The sequence below is a fragment of the Nocardioides alpinus genome (assembly GCF_900112035.1).
Taxonomy (GTDB): domain Bacteria; phylum Actinomycetota; class Actinomycetes; order Propionibacteriales; family Nocardioidaceae; genus Nocardioides; species Nocardioides alpinus.
The window spans coordinates 556,431-573,245 of sequence record NZ_FOKC01000001.1 but is presented as its reverse complement, the minus strand read 5'-3'; the positions used below and the strand labels follow the sequence as shown (position 1 = coordinate 573,245).

The 16,815-nt window shown below is 70.4% G+C and carries 15 protein-coding genes and 1 pseudogene; 10 read left to right on the top strand and 6 right to left on the bottom strand.

Annotation, left to right across the window (positions count from 1 at the left end; genetic code table 11):
• Positions 1-16 precede the first annotated feature (16 nt).
• From BM127_RS22490 to BM127_RS02740, 5 genes are all read left to right on the top strand, one after another.
• A complete protein-coding gene (locus BM127_RS22490) occupies positions 17-1,132 on the top strand; it encodes a thrombospondin type 3 repeat-containing protein (protein WP_198554476.1) in 1,116 nt (371 codons plus the stop codon).
• Positions 1,133-1,215: 83 nt separating this feature from the next.
• A complete protein-coding gene (gene hflX, locus BM127_RS02750; protein WP_091193934.1) occupies positions 1,216-2,766 on the top strand; it encodes a GTPase HflX in 1,551 nt (516 codons plus the stop codon).
• A gap of 118 nt (positions 2,767-2,884) precedes the next feature.
• The gene (gene secD, locus BM127_RS02745) at positions 2,885-5,170 is read left to right on the top strand and encodes a protein translocase subunit SecD (RefSeq protein ID WP_091195390.1); all 2,286 of its coding nucleotides are present in this window, start codon (positions 2,885-2,887) and stop codon (positions 5,168-5,170) included.
• A gap of 264 nt (positions 5,171-5,434) precedes the next feature.
• On the top strand, positions 5,435-5,563 hold the full coding sequence (locus BM127_RS22960; RefSeq protein ID WP_269212844.1) for a hypothetical protein: 129 nt from the start codon (positions 5,435-5,437) through the stop codon (positions 5,561-5,563).
• Between the two features lie 80 nt (positions 5,564-5,643).
• Positions 5,644-7,695 (top strand): ATP-dependent DNA helicase, encoded by a 2,052-nt coding sequence (locus BM127_RS02740; RefSeq protein ID WP_231263108.1) that lies wholly within the window; start codon positions 5,644-5,646, stop codon positions 7,693-7,695.
• 148 nt (positions 7,696-7,843) lie between these two features.
• On the opposite strand, the pseudogene BM127_RS22695 reads toward BM127_RS02740, so the two are convergent.
• From BM127_RS22695 to lexA, 4 genes and pseudogenes are all read right to left on the bottom strand, one after another.
• A pseudogene (locus tag BM127_RS22695) lies at positions 7,844-8,056 on the bottom strand (DivIVA domain-containing protein); the annotation flags it as partial.
• Positions 8,053-8,778 (bottom strand): sulfotransferase family protein, encoded by a 726-nt coding sequence (locus tag BM127_RS02735; RefSeq protein WP_091193931.1) that lies wholly within the window; start codon positions 8,776-8,778, stop codon positions 8,053-8,055. The pseudogene BM127_RS22695 and the gene BM127_RS02735, both read right to left, overlap by 4 nt.
• 18 nt (positions 8,779-8,796) lie before the next feature.
• Positions 8,797-10,014, bottom strand: a complete 1,218-nt coding sequence (locus tag BM127_RS02730) for an NAD(P)/FAD-dependent oxidoreductase (protein WP_091193928.1) — start codon at positions 10,012-10,014, stop codon at positions 8,797-8,799.
• 166 nt (positions 10,015-10,180) lie between these two features.
• Positions 10,181-10,915 carry a transcriptional repressor LexA gene (lexA, locus tag BM127_RS02725; protein WP_091193925.1) on the bottom strand — a complete coding sequence of 245 codons (735 nt, stop codon included), beginning with the start codon at positions 10,913-10,915 and terminating at the stop codon, positions 10,181-10,183.
• Between the two features lie 132 nt (positions 10,916-11,047).
• On the opposite strand from lexA, the gene BM127_RS02720 reads away from it, so the two are divergent.
• Positions 11,048-11,830: an SDR family oxidoreductase gene (locus BM127_RS02720; RefSeq protein ID WP_091193922.1), complete on the top strand. Its 783-nt coding sequence runs from the start codon at positions 11,048-11,050 to the stop codon at positions 11,828-11,830.
• A gap of 16 nt (positions 11,831-11,846) precedes the next feature.
• Here BM127_RS02720 and BM127_RS02715 read toward each other — a convergent pair whose 3' ends face one another.
• Positions 11,847-13,055, bottom strand: a complete 1,209-nt coding sequence (locus BM127_RS02715) for an NAD(P)/FAD-dependent oxidoreductase (RefSeq protein ID WP_157829654.1) — start codon at positions 13,053-13,055, stop codon at positions 11,847-11,849.
• 289 nt (positions 13,056-13,344) lie between these two features.
• On the opposite strand from BM127_RS02715, the gene BM127_RS02710 reads away from it, so the two are divergent.
• From BM127_RS02710 to BM127_RS02700, 3 genes are all read left to right on the top strand, one after another.
• Positions 13,345-13,713: a LysM peptidoglycan-binding domain-containing protein gene (locus BM127_RS02710; RefSeq protein ID WP_091193916.1), complete on the top strand. Its 369-nt coding sequence runs from the start codon at positions 13,345-13,347 to the stop codon at positions 13,711-13,713.
• Between the two features lie 507 nt (positions 13,714-14,220).
• Entirely contained in the window at positions 14,221-14,769 is a 549-nt protein-coding gene (locus BM127_RS02705; RefSeq protein ID WP_139227590.1) for a DUF6318 family protein, read from the top strand.
• Entirely contained in the window at positions 14,769-15,569 is an 801-nt protein-coding gene (locus BM127_RS02700) for a PKD domain-containing protein (protein ID WP_139227588.1), read from the top strand. Before BM127_RS02705 ends, BM127_RS02700 begins: the two co-directional genes overlap by 1 nt.
• A 52-nt stretch (positions 15,570-15,621) precedes the next feature.
• Here BM127_RS02700 and BM127_RS02695 read toward each other — a convergent pair whose 3' ends face one another.
• The gene (locus tag BM127_RS02695; protein ID WP_139227586.1) at positions 15,622-15,966 is read right to left on the bottom strand and encodes a hypothetical protein; all 345 of its coding nucleotides are present in this window, start codon (positions 15,964-15,966) and stop codon (positions 15,622-15,624) included.
• 357 nt (positions 15,967-16,323) lie between these two features.
• Here BM127_RS02695 and nrdR point away from each other — a divergent pair, with 357 nt between their 5' ends.
• Positions 16,324-16,800 (top strand): transcriptional regulator NrdR, encoded by a 477-nt coding sequence (gene nrdR, locus BM127_RS02690; protein WP_091193905.1) that lies wholly within the window; start codon positions 16,324-16,326, stop codon positions 16,798-16,800.
• Positions 16,801-16,815: the final 15 nt, after the last annotated feature.

Below are 16,815 nucleotides of genomic sequence, written 5' to 3'. Positions count from 1 at the left end.
ACCTAGGATGCCCGGCATGAGTCGGGGGATTCGGATGGTTGTCGGCGCGCTCGTGGGCGCGGTGGTCGCAGCGGGGATGACCGGGGTGGCTCCTGCGCAGGCGCGTACGCCGACGCCCTGCGTCCGCGTCCTCACCGGGGCCGCCGGGGTGATCGCGGCGGCGCCGAGCGCCGCCGGGGAGTTCACCACGACGGCGTTCGAGGTCGCCGCGCCCGCGACCACGTCGCTGGTCGAGGACGTCGACGTGACGTTCGCGATCGTGCACGACAACGCCCCCCAGCTGCGCGTGCGCCTCGCGCACGTCGGGTCGCCCACCATCGTCCAGCGCCGCGTGGCCGGGAGCGGTCCGCAGGTGCGGCCCCTGACGTGGGACGACGAGGCCGGCACGGCCTACGGCGCGGAGTCCCCGGCCGGAACCTACGTCCCGGACGTGCCGCTCTCCGCGCACGACGGGACCCCTGCTGAGGGGACGTGGCGGCTCCTCGTCGACAACTGGGCCGCTGTCGAGGGCCGGGTGGTGTCGTGGTCGTTGCGGGTCAGCCAGACCATCTGCGACGAGGACGACGACGCCGTCGAGGACCACGGCGACAACTGCACCGGAGTGCCCAACTCCGACCAGGCGGACGTCGACGGCGACGGACTCGGCGACCCGTGCGACGGCGACCCTGACGGCGACGGCGTGGTCGGTGCCGCCGACAACTGCCCGCAGGTGTCGAACCCGACCCAGGCCAACACCGATCCCGACGCGCTCGGCGACGCGTGCGACGCGGACGATGACGACGACGGTCGCGCCGACGCTGCCGACGGGTGCGTCCTCGTGCCGGCGGCCACGGCGTCCGGCTGCCCGCCCGTGACCACCAGGGCGACCCTGCGCAAGGAGAAGGGGCGGCTGCTCGGCAAGGTCAGGTCGGACCTGTCCGTGTGCGCGGTGGGGGTCAGCGTGACGGTGAAGCGCGGACGGCCCGGTCGCGACCAGAAGCTGGTCGTGGTCACCACCCGGTCACAGGGGCGATTCCGCACGCGGGCACCCCGCGCCGCCGGCCGCTACTACGTCGTGGTGCGCCGGCAGTACGTCGCCGCGACGGCCGAGTGCGGCAGCACCCGGTCCAGGACGATCCGGATCCGCCGCTGAGGGCGCACACGGGCCGACGCGGAGCAGTGGTGTCGGCAAAGTCATTCGCGCAGGTCAGCCCCGCGACCTAGGCTTGTCGACATATGACGAACGCACCTGACTTCAACCTCCGCGACGCCCTCGACGCCACCCGCGCCTGGGACGACGACGCGATCGAGCTGGACGGCGACCTCGATGCGGGCCTCGACGTCGCACCGGACGACTTCGAGTCCGGCTACGCCGACGACACGTCGTACGACGACAGCTGGGACGAGGCGGACCCCGAGGAGCTCACGCTCGGGGCCAAGGAGCTGGCCGAGCGGCACGCCCTGCGGCGCGTCGACGGCCTGCGCACCGAGCTCGAGGACATCACCGAGGTCGAGTACCGCCAGCTCCGCCTGGAGAAGGTCGTGCTCGTCGGCGTCTGGACCGGCGGCACCGTCACCGACGCCGAGAACTCGATGGCCGAGCTCGCGCTGCTCGCCGAGACCGCCGGATCCGAGGTGCTCGAGGCCATCTTCCAGCGGCGCCACTCGCCCGACCCGGCGACCTACATCGGTCGCGGCAAGGTCGACGCGATCCGCGAGATCGTGCAGGCCACGGGCGCTGACACGGTCATCTGCGACGGTGAGCTCGCGCCCAGCCAGCTGCGCAACCTCGAGGACAAGATCGGCGTCAAGGTCGTCGACCGGACCGCGCTGATCCTCGACATCTTCGCCCAGCACGCCAAGAGCAAGGAGGGCCAGGCTCAGGTCGAGCTGGCCCAGCTGCAGTACATGAAGCAGCGCCTCCGCGGGTGGGGCGGCAACCTGTCGCGCCAGGCCGGTGGTCGGGCTGCCGGCGGTGACGGCATCGGTGGCCGCGGTCCCGGTGAGACCAAGATCGAGACCGACCGCCGCCGGATCAACACCAAGATCGCCAAGCTGCGCAAGGAGCTCAAGGAGCTGCGCGGCACCCGCGACGTCAAGCGCCAGTCGCGCCGTCGCAACCACATCCCCAGCGTCGCGATCGCCGGCTACACCAACGCTGGCAAGTCCTCGCTCCTCAACCGGCTGACCGACGCCGGGGTGCTGGTGGAGGACTCGCTCTTCGCGACCCTCGACCCCACCACGCGTCGTACGACGACCAGCGACGGCCGCATCTACACGATGTCGGACACCGTCGGGTTCGTACGCCACCTCCCGCACGGCCTCGTCGAGGCGTTCCGCTCGACGCTGGAGGAGGTCGCCGACTCCGACCTGCTGCTGCACGTGGTCGACGGGTCGCACCCCGACCCCGAGGGCCAGATCGCCGCGGTGCGCGAGGTGCTCGCCGAGATCGGTGCCACCAAGGTCCCCGAGATCATCGTGATCAACAAGGCCGACGCCGCCGACCCGATCGTGATCGGCCGGCTGCGGGCGCGCGAGCCGCACAGCGTCGTGGTGAGCGCGAAGACCGGTGAGGGCATCGAGGCCGCGCTCGCGACGATCGAGTCCGAGCTGCCGCGGCCCCAGGTCGAGTTCGACGTGCTGCTGCCCTACGAGCGCGGCGACCTGGTCAACCGGATCCACCAGGAGGCCGAGATCGGCTCGATGGAGCACACCGGCGACGGCACGCTCGTGGTCGGGCGCGCCAACGCCGACCTCGCGGGCGAGCTGGCGTCGTACGCCCGCTGACTCCTGCCTGACGGTCGAAAGGGACTCGAACCGCGGCGGAACCAACCGGGGCGGTCGTGCGTTGGGCAGTCGGCGCCCGGATTCGGGCGATCGAAGGCCGTAAGGGAGTATGTCGCGCATGTCACGTGGTGTCTGGATCCGCTTCATCCTCGTTCTCGGTCTCCTCGCAGGATGCGCGGCGCTCGCCGTCAACGTGCAGCCCAAGCTGGGTCTCGACCTCCGCGGTGGGGCGCAGTTCGTCTTCGAGGCCGAGGGCACCGAGCAGACCCCGGCCAACGCCGAGAACGTCGACAAGACCCTCGAGGTGCTGCGCGGGCGCGTCGACGCGCTCGGTGTCGCCGAGTCCACCCTGGCGCGCCAGGGGGAGAACCGGATCCTCGTCGAGCTCCCGGGCGTCACCAACGACGCCGAGGCGCAGGAGGCCGAGGAGCGGATCGGTACGACCGCCAAGCTCACGATCCACGAGGTGCTCGCCACGGCTGAGCCCGACGCGGAGCCCAGCAAGAAGAACAACCTCGTCCTCCCCTCCGACCAGGGCGACACCCTCGAGGTCGGCCCCACCGTGATCCAGGGCGACCAGATCGGCGGCGCCAGCGCGGTCCAGCGTGAGCAGAGCGTCGAGTGGGTCGTGGCGATCGACTTCGCCGGCTCGGGTGGCGACACCTGGGCCGACATCACCGGCAAGGCCGCGTGCAACCCCTCCGGCGACCCCAAGCGACGCATCGCGATCGTCCTCGACGGCGAGGTCATCTCCTCGCCCGAGGTCAACACCGGTGTCGGCTGCAACGTCGGCATCCGCGGTGGCGCGACCGACATCACGGGGAACTTCACGTCCACTGACGCCAAGGACCTCGCCGCGCTGATCGAGGGCGGCGCGCTGCCGCTCGAGCTCAAGGCGATCTCCGACCGCCTCGTCGGCCCCTCGCTCGGTGCCGCGGCGATCGACGCCTCGATCGAGGCCGGCATCATCGGCCTGATCCTGACCGGCCTGTTCATCATCATCGTCTACCGCCTCGTCGGCCTGATGGCGACGATCGCGCTGACGTCGTACGCGCTGCTGGCGTACGCCATGCTCGTCGGCCTCGGATCCACGCTGACCCTGCCCGGACTGGCGGGCTTCGTGCTGGCCATCGGCATGGCGATCGACGCCAACGTCCTCGTCTTCGAACGAGCGCGCGAGGAGTACCAGGCGTACCCGTCCGCGGGCCTGCGCCGCGCGCTCCAGGTCGGCTTCAACAAGGCGTGGAGCGCGATCATCGACTCCAACGTCACCACCCTGCTCGCGGCGGGCCTGCTCTTCTTCCTCGGCTCCGGCCCGATCAAGGGCTTCGGTGTCACCCTGTCCATCGGTGTCATCGCCTCGATGGTCTCCGCGCTGATCATCGCCCGCGTGCTGTGCGACGTCGCGGTGGCCAACAAGCCCGTCGCGGACCGTCCGGCGATCAGCGGCCTGGGCAACATCGGCAAGGTGCGCACCTGGCTCGACAAGTCCGCCCCCGACATCATGAAGAACCGTGGCCGCTGGCTGGCCGTGTCCGGCGTCGCGCTGGTCATCGCCGTCACCGGCATCGTCGTCAACGGGCTCAACCTGGGTGTCGAGTTCACCGGTGGTCGCCAGCTCGACTACACCGTGAGCGAGACGGTCAGCATCGACCAGGCGCGCGACGCCGTCGCCGCTGCCGGCTTCCCCGAGGCCGTCGTCCAGACCGCCGACACCGCCGACTTCACCGTCCGCACCGGCGAGATCAGCAACGACGAGGAGCAGCGGATCGAGGAGGAGCTCGCCAAGGTCGGTGGCACCGTCGAGAAGATCGACGACCAGCGCATCGGCGCCTCGCTCGGCGAGCAGCTGCGCAACAACGCGCTCATCGCCTTCGGGGTCGCGTTCCTCGCCCAGCTGCTCTACCTCGCGATCCGCTTCAAGTGGACCTTCGGCATCGCCGCCGTCCTCGCGATGGCCCACGACGTGGTGCTCGTGGTCGGTCTCTTCGCCTGGCTCGAGAAGCCGATCGACGGCATCTTCCTGGCCGCGGCCATGACCATCGTCGGTTTGTCGGTCAACGACACTGTGGTCGTCTTCGACCGCGTCCGTGAGCGCTGGCACGGCTCCGGGCCCGAGGAGAACTTCACGGCACTGGCCAACAAGGCCGCCATCGAGACCGTGCCCCGCACGGTCAACACCGGCCTCGGCTCGATGTTCATCCTGGCTGCGCTCGCCGTGCTCGGTGGCGACTCGCTGCGCGACTTCGCCATCGCCCTGCTGGTCGGCCTCGTCGTCGGCACGTACTCCTCGGTCTTCACCGCCACGCCGATGCTGACCTACTTCCAGGAGAAGTGGCCGATGAGCCGCGTCAAGCGCGAGAAGGTCGAGCGGGCGCCCGAGGACTCCGGCGCCGTCGTCTGAGGTTGTCTGCTGATGCAGGAGTCCCCGCTTGAGCGGTGACTCCTGCACTGGTGGGCCGTTGCAACGGCCCACCTGCGCAAGACTTCCCCCACCTGGTCGTCGTGCCGCCAACTCACGAGTTGGTCCGCCAACTGGTGAGTTGGCGGGTTGGGTCGTGTCCGGGCCACCCTTCTGGCCCCCAGGTCGCCAACTCACGAGTTGGCGCACCCCCACTCGTCGGTCGACCCAGCCACCCGGTCACCGGGGCGGGCGTAGGCTCGTCCCATGCTCTGGTTCCTGCTGATCGTCGTCCTCGGTGTCGTGGCCTACCGCTACCGGGTCAAGATCCTGGCCAAGGTCCTCGGCCAGCCCGAGCGCCGCATCGAGCGCCAGATCGGCCGCAAGAAGAACTGATCGCGTGAGCCGCGGCACTGCCGCGGCGCGTTGTGGATGGCGTACGACGTGGTGTCGGGGTGGCCCCGTAGGGTTCTCTGGTGCCCGAGACCGTGACTGCCACCACCCCCGTCGGCAGTCCCGTGGCCGAGGTGCTGGCGCAGGCCGTCGAGGCCCTCGGCGGACAGCAGCGCGACGGCCAGGTCCAGATGGCCGACGAGGTCGCGGAGGCCATGTCGGAGGGCCGCCACCTGCTCGTCCAGGCCGGCACCGGCACGGGCAAGTCCCTGGGCTACCTCGTCCCGGCGATGCTCCACGACAAGCGCGTCGTCGTCGCCACCGCGACCCTCGCGCTGCAGCACCAGCTCGTCGAGCGTGACCTCCCGCGCCTGGTCGACGCGGTCAAGGGCGTCAAGGGCGTCGACACGTCGTACGCCGTCCTCAAGGGCCGTTCCAACTATGCCTGTCTGCACCGGGTGCGGTCCGGTGTCCCCGACGACCAGGGCACCCTGGTCGACGTGCCGCTGGGCCCCATGGCCGAGAAGGTCCTCGAGCTCCGGGCGTGGGCCGAGGAGGAGAGCGAGCAGAACGCGAGCGGCGAGCGCGACAACGCCCCGCGCCACACCGACCGCGAGTGGCGCCAGGTCTCGGTCAACCACCGCGAGTGCCTCGGCGCGAGCAAGTGCCCGTTCGGCGCGGAGTGCTTCGCCGAGCTGGCGCGCGAGAAGGCCCAGCGCAGCCACCTGATCGTCACCAACCACTCCCTCCTCGCGATCGACGCGATCGAGGACGTGCCGATGATCCCCGACTACGACACCGTCGTCATCGACGAGGCCCACGAGCTGACTGCGCGGGTGACCCAGGCCGCCACCGACGAGCTCGCCGCGACCGACATCGAGCGTGCCGCCCGCCGTGCGATCCGCTGGACCGACAGCGCCGACGGCGACCCGGCCGGCGACCTCGAGGACGCTGCCGGCCAGCTGGCCGAGGCGTTCGAGGCCATCCCCGCCGGGCGCATCGACGACGTCCCCACCCAGCTCAGCGACGCGCTCGTCCTGGTCCGCGACGCCGCGCGCGCCTGCCTGTCGGCCTTCCCGCGCGAGTCCGGGGGCGAGGCGGGCGAGGGCGACGCCGGCCGCACGCAGGCCAAGGGGATGGTGCAGGAGATCTTCGTCAACGCAGAGCGGATGGCCGCCGGTTCACAGGCCGACGTGCTGTGGCTCGGCGAGGCGCGCGACCGGTTCCCGGCGCGGCTCCACATCGCGCCGCTCCAGGTCTGGGGCCCGATGCGCGACAAGCTGCTCACCGACAAGACCGTCATCTTCACCAGCGCGACGCTGATGCTCGGCGGCGACTTCGGCGCGGTCGCGACGACGCTGGGCCTCAAGCCCACCGAGCGCCTCGGCCACCAGATCGCGACCACCGAGGACGAGACGGCCCTGCCGTGGAAGGGCCTCGACGTCGGCTCGCCCTTCGACTACGGCCAGCAGGCCATCCTCTATGTCGCCCGCCACCTGCCGCAGCCCGGTCGTGACGGCCTCGGCCAGGCCCAGCTCGACGAGATCTGCGAGCTCGTCGACGCCCTCGACGGACGCACCCTCGGGCTCTTCTCCTCACGCCGCGCGGCCGAGACCGCTGCCGAGGCCGTACGCGCCCGACTGCCGCACCTCACCACGCTGGCCCAGGGCGACGCGCAGCTCCCCGAGCTCGCCAAGCAGTTCGTCGAGGACCCGCACACCTGCCTGTTCGGCACGCTCTCGCTCTGGCAGGGCCTCGACGTCCCCGGCGACACCTGCCAGCTGGTGATCATCGACCGGATCCCCTTCCCGCGTCCCGACGACCCGCTGATGTCGGCGCGCGCCAAGGCGGCCGACACCGCCGGACGCAACGGCTTCATGGAGGTCTCCGCCACCCACGCGGCGCTGCTGCTCGCCCAGGGCGCCGGCCGCCTGATCCGTACGATGACCGACCGCGGCATCGTGGCGGTGCTCGACCCGCGCCTCGAGACGGCGCGCTACGGCCGGTTCCTCAAGGCGTCACTGCCGCCGATGTGGTCGACGACCGACCCCGCACTCGTACGATCGGCGCTCCAGCGGCTGGGTCAGAACCGGGCACGTAGAGCCACACAGCGGCGCCCACGACCACCGCGATGATCAGCGCCGCCTGCAGGAGGTCGCCGGTGGTCTGGGACCGCGCCGACGGCTCTGCCACCGACGGCTCCGCCGCAGCCGCCGGCATCGGCGTCAGCCTCTGCTGGGGCGCCACGGCCGGCTCGCCACGGCGACGGGCCAGCTCAGCGACGACCTCGTCGAGCCAGTCGTCCACCGCTGCCATCTCGTAGCCGGGACGCAGGCGCACCGGGGTGAACCGCAGCCCCTCGATCTCGCTCCGACCGATCGTCGGCGACGGCGACGCGAGGCCGACCCGGACCCTCTCGACAGCGCGGTCCACCTCCTCGATGTCGTACCCCTCCGTGAGGCGCACCGTCGGGAAGCTCGGACGGTCGAGGCTCATGCCGACTCCCCTGGGACGGGGTAGCCGAAGACCTGGTAGTCGCGGCGATACATCCGCGCCACCAGCGCGCGCAGCTCGTCGGAGGCCTGTCGGTCGCGGCCGCCCGGGGCGGTCTGGTTCTGCGGGGCGCTCGGCTCGCTGGGCGCCCCGATCCGGACGCACACCTCGGCGAAGTCGCGGCCGAAGGTCTCCAGCCGGCCGACGAAGTCGACGCGGTTGAGGTCGATCATCCGGCTCTGCAGCGTGAGGTGCTGGTCGGTGCCGGGCACGGCCGCGAGGTCGTGGGTCGCGGTCCACCGGGCGAACTCCTCGACGCTCTGCATGCGCGCGTGGGTCGCGGCGTCGAAGTCGTAGTAGTTGTGGTCGACGACCTTGTCGTGCCAGGCCGAGACGAACCGGTCCAGCGGGTCGCGGACGAACGCGAAGGTGAAGTAGTCGTCGTACGACGCCAGCGGGTAGCGCACCCGCATGGCGTGGTCGACGTCCAGGGTGACGCCGTGGGTCTCGCAATGGTGGCGGATGCTGCGGGTCGCGACCTTGGCGACGCGGTACCAGACGAACCGGTGGCTGTGGCTGACGGTGAGGTTGTACGCCAGCGGGCTGAGCCAGCCCGATGCCTCGCCCGCTGCCGCCAGCCGGTCGAGCTCCGCCTCTCCCGGCGGCGTCAACCGACGCCGGTTGCCCGGGCGGGTGCGGAAGACCTGCGGATCAGGGGAGGACATCGGCGCGAGGCTACCGCGTCAGCCGAACGCGATCCGCCCCCGCAGCGACTCGGGGTCGGAGACGGGCTTGTTGCCGGTCTCGGCGATCAGGTCACGGGACTGGTCGACGCTGTCCCAGACGTTCCAGAGCAGCACGCCGCGGACCTGGCCGGCCTTCAGGTAGTAGACGACGCCGGTGCCGATCTGGCCGTCCTTCCAGTCCTCGACCATCTCGAGGTCGCTCCGGGTCTCGCCGATCGCTTCGTAGCCGGCGTCGAGGATGTCGGACCAGAAGAAGGGGGTGTAGTCGTAGGGGTCGTCCGAGCCCGCCATGGCCTTGCCCGCCGCCTCACCGGACTTCTCGGCGTGGTCGACGTGCTCCACGCGGCGGCGCCCCAGGAGGACGTCGGGGTAGGACGCGACGTCGCCCGCGGCGTACACGTCCGTGGCGCTGGTGCGCAGGTGCTCGTCGACGACGATGCCGTTGTCGACGTCGAGACCGGCGGCCTCGGCGAGGCCGGTGCGCGGCAGCACGCCGACCCCGATGACCGCGGCGTCGCCGGTGATCTCGGTGCCGTCCTCCAGACGGATCCGGATCCCCTCGCCGGTGTCGTCGCCGCTGGCGACGGAGCCGTGCACGACGGTGACGCCGCGGTCGGCGAAGGACTTGGTGAGGCTCGCGGCGAGGGCGCGCGGGAACATCTGCTCCTGCACGTCCTGGAGGTCGAGGACCAGCGTGACGGCGACGTCGTTCTGCACGAGTGCGGAGGCGATCTCCGAGCCGATGTAGCCACCGCCGACCACGACGACGTGGCTGTCGGGCCCGACGAGCGCGCGGAGGCGCTCGTAGTCGGCGGCGGTGCGGTAGTAGACGACCCGCGGGCCGGGGTCGACGGCCAGGGTGCGGGGCTCGGCGCCGGTGGCGAGCAGGAGCTTGCCGTAGGTGACCTCGGTGCCGTCGGCGAGGCGTACGGCGTGGGCGTCGGGGTCGACCTGCGTCACGGTCGTGTCGACGACGAGGTCGACCCGGTCGTCGTCGTCCAGGTCACCGGCGAGCGAGTTGCCCTCGAGGGTGGCGTCGTCCTTGAGCCACAGGTCCTTCGAGAGGGCGGGACGGTAGACCGGCTTGTCGGGCTCGGATCCGATCACGGCGATCGTGCCGCCGGCGTCCCCGGAGCGGATGCCCTTCACGGCGCTGGCGGCGGCGACCCCGCCACCGACGATGACGTAGTCGTAGGACTGCTGGATGTCGCTCATGCCAGCCATCCTTGCTCACCGCTGGTTGAGCAGGGCGCCCCGCGCCGGGCCCCCGCTGGTTGAGCAGGGCGCCCCGCGCCGGGCCCCCGCTGGTTGAGCAGGGCGCCCCGCGCCCGGCCCCCGCTGGTTGAGCAGGGCGCCCCGCGCCCGTGTCGAAACCGCGGCCTCAGAGGCTCCGCAGCACCGCCGTCACGACACCCAGGATCGTGGCGTTGTCGCCGGGGATCGGGTCGTACGCGTCGTTGTGCGGCAGCAGCCAGACGTGGCCGTCCTTGCGCTGGAACGTCTTGACGGTCGCCTCACCGTCGATGAGCGCAGCGACGATCTGACCGTTGGTGGCGGTCTGCTCCTGGCGGATCACGACGTAGTCGCCGTTGCAGATGGCCGCGTCGACCATCGAGTCGCCGGAGACCTCGAGCAGGAAGAGCGTGCCCTCGCCGACGAGCTGCTTGGGCAGCGGGAACACGTCGGTGACCTGCTCCTCGGCGAGGATCGGGCCACCGGCGGCGATCCGGCCCACGACAGGGATGTTGACCGCGGTCGGGACGATGTCGCCGATGCCGGTCTCGTCGACGCTCGACTCGTCGCTGCTCGACATCGAGCGGCGCGCCGCCATCACCTCGGGCAGGAAGACCTCGAGGGCGCGGGGCCGGTTGGGGTCGCGCTTGAGGAAGCCCTTTCCCTCGAGCACGCGCAGTTGGTGGGCCACGCTGGACGAGGAGGTGAGGCCGACGGCCTGACCGATCTCGCGCATGCTGGGCGGGTAGCCCTTGGTCTCGATCGAGTCCTTGATCGTGGCCAGGACGCGCTGCTGGCGCGGGGTCAGCCCGGTCGCGTCCGGGGGACCGTCGGGCATCTCGATGACGTTCTTGTCGTCCGACTTCTTGCCTGACGTGGCCATGCTGGGTCCTCCCGACGCGGTTGCCACCTGCCTCAGGTCGACAACAGGCGGGGTGGTGGACCTCACCGTAGCCCTCCGGACGCGTGCGGATCAAACACGTGTTCGAACCCGCGTGTCGCTAGCCTGCCCTCCATGGAGACGTCGTGCGTCGTGACAGGTGGGGCTCGTGGGATCGGGCGCGGGATCGCAGAGCTGATGGTCGCGCGCGGCCACCGGGTCGTGATCAGTGACATCGACGCAGCGGCCGCCGTCGCGACGGCCGAGGAGATCGGCGCGGTCGCGGGCCTCGCCCACGACGTACGGGATCCCGGTGCGCACCGCGCGGTGGCGGCCGAGGCGGCGCGGCACGGGCGGCTGGCGACGTGGTTCAACAACGCGGGTGTCGGTGACGACGGGACGCTGGAGTCGCTGAGCGACGAGCAGGTACGCCGGCTGGTGGAGGTCAACCTCCTCGGGACGATGTGGGGGACCCGCGCGGCGATCGCGGCCTTCGGGTCGGCCGGCGGGGACGTCGTCAACATCGCCTCGATCGCAGGGCTCGGGCCGGTGCCGGGCTACAGCGCGTACGCCGCGACCAAGGCCGCGGTCGTCTCGCTGACCGCGTCGGTCAACGCCGAGACGCCGCGCTGGGTGCGCGTACACGCGCTGTGCCCGGACGGGGCGGACACCGCGATGCTCGCTGCCCAGGACCCCGACGGCCTCGGCTCGCAGCTCACCTGGTCCGGCGGCGCGATCCTGTCGGTCGCCGAGGTCGCCGAGGCCGCGGTCGCCCTGGTGGGCTCGCGCCGCGTCGTCCGGGCGCTGCCGACGTGGCGCGGGGGACTCATGCGTACGACGACGCTGGCGCCGGGCGTCACCCAGCACGCCGCCGGTGTCTTCGCCGCCCAGGGGCGGCGGGCGATGAAGAAGCGCTGATCCGGCCTCGCTCGGGTCAGGGCAGGCGGACCTGCCCGTGCTGCATCTTCCAGAGGAAGTACTTCTCGAAGCCGAGCTTCATCAGGTGCGCCTGCGGCCCGGGGATGAGCACGCCGTGCTTGCGCGGCGGCAGCATCTTGTCGGCGAGGATGATCACGCCGTTGTTGCCGGCGTCCATCACGCACACGGCCGGGATGTCACCGAACGCCTTGTGCTCCTGCGGCACCTCGCCACGGATCTGGGCGGCGATGTTCTTGGCCGCGACGTGGGCCTGCTGCTCGGTCGGGAAGCCCGTCTTGGGGATCCCCACCGGCGTCGGCGTCTGCCACGGCACGTCGACCGCGGCGGCCACCCCGACGGCGTACACGTCGTCGAACTTCTCGCTCTGGTAGGTGTCGCGGACCTTCACGAAGCCGTTGGCGTCGGTGAGGTCGGTGCTCCCGGAGACGACCTCCTGGCCGGAGAACGGCGGGATGATCATCGCGTAGCCGAAGTCGAGCGTCCGGCCGTCGGCCAAGGTGAGCCGACCCTCGTCGACGTGGTCCATCGCGGTGTCGAGGACCGCGTCGATTCCTTCCTTCTTGAGGAACATCCCGAGCAGGGTCTCGCCGTGCGGGAGCCCGCCGATGCCGAAGTGCCCGAGGAACGGCTCGGCGCTGACGTAGGTCAGCCTGACCTGCTTGTGGAGCCCGGCCTTGCGCAGCTGGTAGCTCATGTTGAAGAGGAACTCGTACGCCGCCCCGAAGCAGCCTGCGCCCTGGGTCGCGCCGATGACGACGTCGCCCGGGTCGTCGAGGAAGCGGCGCCAGCCCTCGCCGGCACGGATCGCGTCGTCCATCGTGGTGATGGTGTGCGCGTTGCCGTCCGGGCCGAGTCCGGGGATGACGTCGAAGCGGTTGCGGTAGCCGGTGGCGATGACGAGGTAGTCGTAGTCCTGGGGGCCGGCGGTCGACTCCACGCGTCGGGCGACGGGGTCGATGCCCGTCGCCGCTCCGTGGACGAAGTCGACCTGGTGGTCCTCGAAGGTCGGCCCGACCTTGAACGTGATGTCGGCGCGCGTGCGCTTGCCGAAGGGCACCCAGATGAGCGACGGCGTGAAGAGGAACTCGTCGGAGGCCGACAGCACCGTCACGTCGACGTCCCCGTGGAGCTCGTGCTTGATCGTGATGGCGGCGGTGAGCCCGCCGAAGTTGCCCCCGAGGACCAGGACCTTCTTGCGTGACATGGCTGTCTCCCTCTCGGTGTCCGTGCGTCGTGTCCCCTCGATCCTTCGCCCGACGGGTGGCATGCGACAGGTCCGTTGGTCCCCTCCGGCACCGCCGAGTGGCCCGTGCGAGCGGCTCGAACATTTGTTCGTCCGGGTGCTTGACCTGTTCGAACAGGTGCTCTACCGTCGTACACATGTTCGATCGAACGTCTGATCGACACCGACCCGGTCTCACGGCCACTGTCGGTGGCTCCGACTAGACATCGACTCGACACAACGACCGGCTGATCTTCCCCAGGAGGCCACAATGAGCACCCTCAGTCTTGCCCCCGCCTTTTCGATGGGCACCGCTGCTGCCGCACCCGTCCAGCTGCGCTCCGGCGTCCGGCTGACCCGACGCGGCCGGCTGGTCGTCTTCCTGACCTCGCTGTTCGTGGTCCTCGCGGTCGCCTTCGCCCTCGCCGGCGGCGCCGTCGGCACCGACTCGGCCGGTGAGCAGATCCCGACCGAGATCGTCCAGGTCGGCCCGGGCGACACCCTGTGGGGGATCGCCAGCGAGATCGCGACCGACGGTGACGTCCGGTCCGCGATGAACGAGATCGAGCGGCTCAACGCGCTCGAGTCCGCCGGCCTCCAGGCCGGCCAGAAGCTCCGCGTTCCAGTCGTCTCCGACTGACGTGTGAGGCCTCCATCAGCCGCTTCGACCCCGGCTGGTGGAACCAAGGGGAAGCTGAGGGGCGGGCCTGGTGGCCCGCCCCTCAGCGCATTTCTGGGTTGCGGTGGTGTGGGTGTGGGCGTGGGTGTTGGGGTCGGCCGACCCGCGTCGGAGTCGGCCCACCCGCGTGGGAGTCGGCCCACCCGCGTCGGAGTCACCGCTTCAGCGGTGACTCCCACACGATTGTGGAGCTCATGAGTCACCTACCGGCTCAGGGACTCCACGATCCCGAACCGGGCTCCTTCAGGCGCCGGCGGGCGTGGCGGGGGTGGCGGCAGATCGTGGGCGGTCCGCCGGGGGGTGGCGGCGTACGACATCCGGCTGCCGAGGGTGGCGGCATACGACATGCCTGCGGCGCCGAATCTTGTCGTCTGCCGCCACCTTCGAGGCGGTCCCTGGGTGCGGCACGTTGTCCACAGATCTCACGCGAGGGGTGGTTGGACACGCATCGAAGTGGGTAGTTTCACGGTGCTGACGTTGTTCTCGGAAGGCTCCTTCATGCACGTACGCCGCGCCCTTGCGCTCGCCCTCGTGGTACCCCTGCTCCTGGCCGGGTGCTCGGAGGAGCCGGAGCCCACGCCCAAGATCCCCGACCCGACGAGCTCCTCGCCCTCGCCGACGGCCACGGAGTCGGAGACGCCGGAGGCGGAGAGTGCGGAGGACTTCATCCGGCGGTGGGCCGACGCCTTGCAAGAAATGCAGGCGACGGGCGAGACCGGGCCATTCCGCGAGTTGGGGCCGGCCTGTGAGTCCTGCAGCGAGACCGCTGATCGCGTGGAGCAGATCTACGCAGCCGGTGGCGCCATCGAGTGGGACGGTTGGACGATCCTCAGCATCGAAGAGAACGGAGCGTCGGACGAGTTCAGAGTCATTGAGCGCTCCGCTCCTACCCGCTTCCGTGAATCATCGGATGCCCCGTGGAAGCGTCTGGACGGTGGGCGTACTCCTCACGTAATCCAGCTTGAGTCCGCCGGTACATCGTGGCTCGTCGTTCGGACCGCAGAGGTCTCAGAGTGATGAGTCTCCGCGTCGCCGTCCTCGCCCTTGTTGCACCGTTCTTGTTGCTCCTCACGCCAGACGCGGCGGTTGCGGGGTGCGGGCAGGCCTCGAGCATCTTCAATGCAAGCGAGACGTGCGATTACTCGTCGGCTGCCGTCGAGGCGGAGAAGGCCAAGTACCCGACCGCCAAGTGGACCGTCAGGCAGATCTGCAAGGACGACGGCCGTACTCCTGAGGGCATCTGCTTCAACCCGCAAGATTGCACGACCGCGGCGGGCATCCCCGGCACGCGCTACACGCTCTTCAGAGACGGCGAGAACGTCGGCACAGCCTGCCTGAGCGCGGGCGAGGCCACTGCTGTAGACGACCCCCCGCCCATCAGGGCCCTCGTTATCGAGGCCTTCGAATCCCTTGGCTGGTCGCCTTCTGCCCTGGTGGTTCAGCCTCCGAACGGCAAGACCTTGGTCAACCTGGACACGAACTTCTACACCTCCAACACCGACTTCACGAACATCCCCGTGACTCTTGTGGAGTCGGACGTTGTCGTCAGTGCCCGCCCCATCGCCTACCGCTGGAACTTCGGCGACGGCACGTCCACCACCACGACCGGTCCCGGCGCCCCTTTCCCTCACCTCGACGTCGCCCACGTCTACGAGCAGGTCGACGAGGTCGCGGTCAGCGTGGACACGCAGTACGGCGACGCAAGCTTCACGGTCAACGGCGGTCCGCCGGAGACGATTCCGTCGACCGTCTGGGTACCCGGCGCCGCCCAGGACCTCGAGGTCGTCGAGGCCCTCCCGCAGCTCGTCCTGCAGTAGGCCGTGGCGGCAGGTCGAACTCCACTCGCAGCATCCACGAGCGGACTTCGAGCTAGCGGGCGGCGCGCTTCCCGCCGACGGGCCGCGGGGTCGGATCGGAGTCCGAGGCGGACTCCGGGTCCGTCGTGACCCCCAGCGCCCGCATGAGCCGCGCCACCAGCAGGAACCCGACGAACAAGCAGGCGATCGCGCCGAGGGAGGCGAGCGCCATGAAGGCCCAGGTCGAGCCCGCGGAGCTCTCGCGCGCCGCCGTACCGAAGTCGATGGCGGCGTAGACGAGGTAGCCCCAGGCGATCACGCAGAGCGTGATCGCGGCTCCGAGGAGCAGCGCCGTCCTGTTCAGCTGGCGGGGCGGGCGGGAGCCGCGACGCGACCCTGCTCTCTTCCCCGTGGACACGGGGACATTGTGGCGGATGTGACCTGAGTGGGACAGGGCATTGGTCCAGTTGGCGACCTCGACACGCCGCCGGCACGTACCAGCAGAGGGCACTGACCTGCGGTTTTACCGACCCCCGGAAATTCCTCAGCACAACCTCAGCATTCGCTTGCCAAGCGTTGTGGTCGGGACGTACGGTTACCACTACATCTAGTAGTTACACCGCTGTAGTTATCCACATCTGGTGCACAGGCCAGAGCAAGATGCTCACAGGCTCAGGCTAGTTGTCCACAGGAACATCCCCAGGCGCCACCCCGTTGTACGGGTGTATGAAGCGCGCCCTGGAACACCCGAGAGCGACGCGAGAGGAGACCCACCATGCACTGCCCCTACTGCCGGCAGACCGACACCCGGGTCCTCGACTCCCGCGTCGCCGACGACGGCGGCTCGATCCGTCGCCGTCGTACGTGCTCGGAGTGCGACCGCCGCTTCACGACGGTCGAGAAGATGCAGCTGACGGTGCTCAAGCGCTCCGGCGCCACCGAGCCCTTCCACCGCGACAAGGCGATCGCCGGCGTCCGCAAGGCCTGCAAGGGCCGCCCGGTCTCCGACGACCAGCTCGCCTGCCTCGGCCAGGACGTCGAGGACGCGCTGCGGCTCAGCGGTCAGGCGGAGTTCGCTGCCAACGACATCGGGCTGGCCATCCTGGCCCCGCTGCGCGCGCTCGACGAGGTGGCGTACCTCCGGTTCGCCTCCGTCTACCGCGCGTTCGACTCGGTGGACGACTTCGAGAACGAGATCACCATGCTCCGTCTCGAACGCGCCACCCACGATCAGCCCACTCCTTCGGGCTGACCCACAGACGGCCCG